At 68.7% G+C, this 4,315-nt stretch carries 5 protein-coding genes; 1 reads left to right on the top strand and 4 read right to left on the bottom strand.

What is annotated here, in order from left to right; all coding sequences use genetic code 11:
* From JHC79_RS11315 to bla, 4 genes are all read right to left on the bottom strand, one after another.
* Positions 1 to 779, bottom strand: a 779-nt coding sequence (locus tag JHC79_RS11315; RefSeq protein ID WP_296390712.1) for a phosphotransferase family protein, incomplete at its 3' end; no start/stop codon positions are given.
* Complete coding sequence (locus JHC79_RS11310; protein WP_296390711.1) at positions 776 to 1,990, bottom strand: acyl-CoA dehydrogenase family protein; 1,215 nt, start codon at positions 1,988 to 1,990, stop codon at positions 776 to 778. The genes JHC79_RS11315 and JHC79_RS11310, both read right to left, overlap by 4 nt.
* Before the next feature lie 67 nt (positions 1,991 to 2,057).
* Entirely contained in the window at positions 2,058 to 2,693 is a 636-nt protein-coding gene (locus JHC79_RS11305) for a TetR/AcrR family transcriptional regulator (protein ID WP_296390708.1), read from the bottom strand.
* 69 nt (positions 2,694 to 2,762) lie between these two features.
* Positions 2,763 to 3,674 (bottom strand): class A beta-lactamase, encoded by a 912-nt coding sequence (gene bla, locus JHC79_RS11300; RefSeq protein WP_296390706.1) that lies wholly within the window; start codon positions 3,672 to 3,674, stop codon positions 2,763 to 2,765.
* A gap of 214 nt (positions 3,675 to 3,888) precedes the next feature.
* Between bla and arr the strand changes: the two genes are divergently transcribed.
* Positions 3,889 to 4,315 (top strand): NAD(+)--rifampin ADP-ribosyltransferase (gene arr, locus JHC79_RS11295; RefSeq protein WP_296390704.1); only part of this gene is annotated, 427 nt, incomplete at its 3' end.

The raw sequence follows: 4,315 nt of genomic DNA, 5'->3' as shown, positions 1-4,315 counted from the left end.
GCCGCCGACAGCCCGAGCACCCGGTCGAAGATCGGCTGCCGGTACACGCACATCAGCGCGACGTCGGTGAGCGGGTCACCGAGAGTCGACATCTCCCAGTCCACCACGGCGCGAACGACTCCCGGGTCGTCGGCGGCGAGGATGGTGTTGTCGACGCGGAAGTCGCCGTGCACGATCGAGTTCGCACTGTCGGTGGGGATGTTCTCGGCCAGCGCCGAGGCCAACGCGTGGACGTCGGGCAGCTCGCGGGTCTTGACCAGCTCCCACTGACGGGTCCACGTCTTGACCTGTCGTGCGACGAAGCCCTCGGGCCTACCGAACTCACCGAGACCCACCGCGTCGTAGTCGACCCGGTGGAGGTCGGCGAGCGCGGTGATCAGCGCGGTGACGTTGCGCTCCACGGTCGGGTCGTCGATCCCGTCGAGGTCGGACGCAGAGCGGATGACGGTCCCGTCGATGTACTCCACGACCGTGCACGGCGCCCCGAGGACGGTGCCCTCGGCGTCGAAAGCGATCGTCTTCGCGACCGGGACCGCGGTGTCCTGCAGCGCGCGCGTGACCTTCCACTCGCGGTTCATGTCGTGTGCCGAGGGAGTCAGACCGCTCGTCGGCGGACGACGCACCACCCACTTCGTCGTGCCGTCGGTCGCGATGAACGTGAGATTGGAACGCCCGCCCGCGATCAGTTCGACGTCGAGGTCGGCGACGACCTCGACCCCGGAGTCGACGAGGAAGGTCTTCAGTGCCGCGGCATCCATGCCGGGCAGCGACGCGGTCATCGCACGTCCTGCGCGTCGATCGCCTTCTTGGCCCTACCGACCGCCCGTTTGGCGATCGCCCACCGGTGCACCTCCGACGGTCCGTCGTAGATCCGGAACGGCCGCAGCTCCTGCTGCAGACGCGCCAGCGGCAGGTCGTCGGTGACACCCGTGCCGCCGCACATCTGGATCGACCGGTCGAGCACGCGCGAATACGCCTCCGCGGCATACGTCTTGGCAATCGATGTCTCATCGCCGGCGTTGTGACCGAGATCGAGTTCGTGGCACGCCTTGATCAGCAGGGCCCTCGACGCCGACAGGTCGATGACGTTGTCGGCGACCATCGCCTGGATCATCCCGAGGTCGCCGAGCCGCGTCCCGAACGCCTCGCGCCGCGCGACGTAGTCCACGGCCACCTCGTGGGCCCGCACGGCGACACCGAGCCAGCGCATCACGTGCGTCATCCGGGCCGGGCCCAGACGGACCTGCGCGTAGCGGAAGCCTTCGTTGACCTCACCGAGAACGTTCTCGTCGGGGACGAACAGGTCGTGGAACTTGATCTCGCAGTGCCCGCCGATACCGGCTTTGTCGATGGTGCCGACGTGCCGCACGATCTCGATGCCCTTGTCCGGTGCGGGGGCGAGGAACATCGTCGCACCACCGCGGCTACCCGGCTCGCCGGATGTGCGCGCCATGATGATGAAGAAGCCTGCGCCGTCCGCACCGGTGATGAACCACTTGTGTCCGTTGATCTTCCAGCCACCGTCGACCTTGGTCGCGAGTGTGGCCAGCGCCGAGGGATCCGATCCCGCACCCGGGGACGGCTCGGTCATCGCGAACGCCGAGCGCACGTCACCCGCGGACAGCGGCGCGAGGAACTGCTGCTTCTGGCCCTCGGAGGCGATGTGGGCCAGCATGTGGACGTTGCCCTCGTCGGGGGCGTTGATGTTGAGCGCGAAGGGACCGAACACGGATCGGCCGCCGGCCTCGAACACCGGCGCACGGTCGGACATGTTCAGGCCCAGGCCGCCGTACTCGACCGGTGCGTGCGGCGCGAAGATGCCTGCGGCCTTGGCCTTGCCCTGCATCTCCACGCGCAGGTCGTCACCCCCGGCGGCCGTGAGGTCACCTGCGAACTCGTCCTCGAGCGGCAGCACCGTGTCGGTGATGAACTGCTCGGTGGCCGCGACGATGTCGGTCACCTCCGCGTTGTAGCGCAGATCGATGGCCATGACGCACCTCCTCGTGCTTCGTGTCGATGATCGAGCAGCGACCGGGTCTCGGCGCCGCCCGGGCGGGTCAGTCTCTCGGTGGGCCGACGTAGCCGGCCGTGTCCCGGGCGATCCGCCGGAAACGTTGGACGATCTCCTCGGGCGACAGGCGGCCGTCGGGCTTGTACCAGGTGGACACCCCGACGCACATCGTGGTGATGGCGCGTCCGGTGTCCTCGGGGACACCGGTGACGAACACGCCTGCCGCCACACCGGCGCGGACGACCTCGTCGACCATCGTCTGCTGGTGTCTGCGCTGGCCGGTGTAGATCCGGCGGTAGTCGGCGTCGAGGCTGCGGATCTCGGTGGAGCCGATGAACGCCTGTTCGCGGCGATGGATGTGGAACTGCAGCAGTGCCTCGACGACGGCGTCGAACTGGTCCACCGGGTCGTCGCCTGCAGCGGCGATGGCCGATTCGGTGCGCCACAGCAGATCCGACATCGTGCGTTCGAGCAGCCCCTGGAGCATCGACTGCTTGGACGGGTAGTGGTGGTAGAGACCGGGCACCGAGAGCCCGGCACGGGACGCGATCTCGCGGACCGAGGTCCCGTGGTAGCCCTGGTCGGCAAAGGCAGACAGCGCGGCGGCGAGCGGAGCGGGAAGGTTGGCCCGGCCGTAGTCGCGCCAGGCCTCGGTCACGGCGGTGGGCGACTCATCGGTCATGTCCCCAACTTAATGGTGTGCCGAATCCGCAGGCGAGGCGGCTGGCCCGAACGCTCGGTCGGTAGCTCGTCAGCCCGCGTCCGGGCGCAGCGCACGCACCGCGGTGCGGGTGATCGCCGCGATGATGTTCGGATCGGCGTCAAGGGTCGAGTCAGCCGGTCGGACGGTCATGATCGCGAGCACCAGCGGCGCCCCTCCACCGGGCGGCCAGACGACCGCGACGTCGTTCGCCGAACCGTGGTCGCCGCCGCCGGTCTTGTCCGCGACGGTCCATCCCGGCAACCCGGCGCGGATCTTCGTCGCTCCGGTGGTGTTCCGGATCATCCAGTCGACCAGCTGTTCGCGGTCCGGTTTCGCCGGGGCGACCGTTGCGTCGGGCGCCTCGAGCAGGACTGTACGCAGATTCGACGCTTCCGCGGCGGGAGTCGAGGTGTCGCGCGGGTCGCCCGGGATCGCGGTGTTCAGCTCGGTCTCGCGGCGGTCGAGACGGGTCACCGGATCGCCGATCGAGCGGGCGAACGCGGTCACCGCGCCGGGCCCGCCCAATCGGCCGAGGAGCAGGTTGCCCGCCGTGTTGTCGCTGTACTGCAGCGCCGCACGCGCGAGCTCGTCGACCGACATGCCGGAGTCGATGCGGGTACTCGTCACCGGCGAGTTCGGCACGATGTCGGCGGCGGTGAAGCGTACGACCTGGTCGAAGTACCCCGTCGAGCGCGGATGTGCGCGCAGCAATGCCGCGACGGCGAGGACCTTGAACGTCGACAGCATGGGGAAGCGTTCGTCGCCTCGGTTGGCGATCGTCCTGCCGGTCCCGGTGTCGAGAGCGACCACCCCGATCCGGGTACCCGACCGTTGCTCCAGACCCGCCCAGTCCGGGGCGGTCGACGGGGCCAACGCGGAGGGCGATCCCGTTTGAGACGAGGGGTCCGACGGCGCGGCACAGCCACCGACCACGACACTTACGACGACCGCGAGCGTCACGACCGCTGTCCGTGGCGAGCAGGACCTGCGCCCTGACAACATCGCGGTGCGGCCCCCTCGGCGTTGCGCTGGTGGTTCGTGTCTCGAATGGGTACGGCACCGACTGCGGTGTTCTCGTCCCACTTCACGGTATAGCGCACAGGGGGTCTTGCGGCAAGACCCCGCAGGTGCCGCACAATCATCCGGCCATCGGACATCGACACGGACGGACACCATGACGAATTCACCGAAACCCTTTGTCGTGCACGAATCGGGCGGCTACCTGCACGGCACCCGGGCCGACCTCGCGCCGGGTGATCTGCTGCTCACCGGCCACGAGTCGAACTACGAGAAGGGACGTCGTCTGAAGCACGTCTATGTCACCCGCACCCTGGACGCGGCCGCCTGGGGAGCCGAGATGGCCGTAGGCGACGGACCACCGCGCATCTACCTCGTCGAACCCCAGGGCGAGATCGAGGACGACCCGAACGTCACCGACAAGAAGCTGCCCGGCAACCCCACGTGCTCGTACCGCACCGAAGCGCCGGTGCTGATCGTCGGGGAACTCACCGACTGGGTGGGTCACACACCCGACCAGCTGCAGGCCATGCGCAGTGGGCTCGCCGAGCTTCGTCGGCGCAGGCTCGACGTCATCTACGACT

Source organism: Williamsia sp. (assembly GCF_016462415.1).
Lineage (GTDB): Bacteria > Actinomycetota > Actinomycetes > Mycobacteriales > Mycobacteriaceae > Williamsia_A.
Note: the sequence above shows the minus strand (reverse complement) of the source record. Positions and strands in the feature narration are given on the sequence as shown.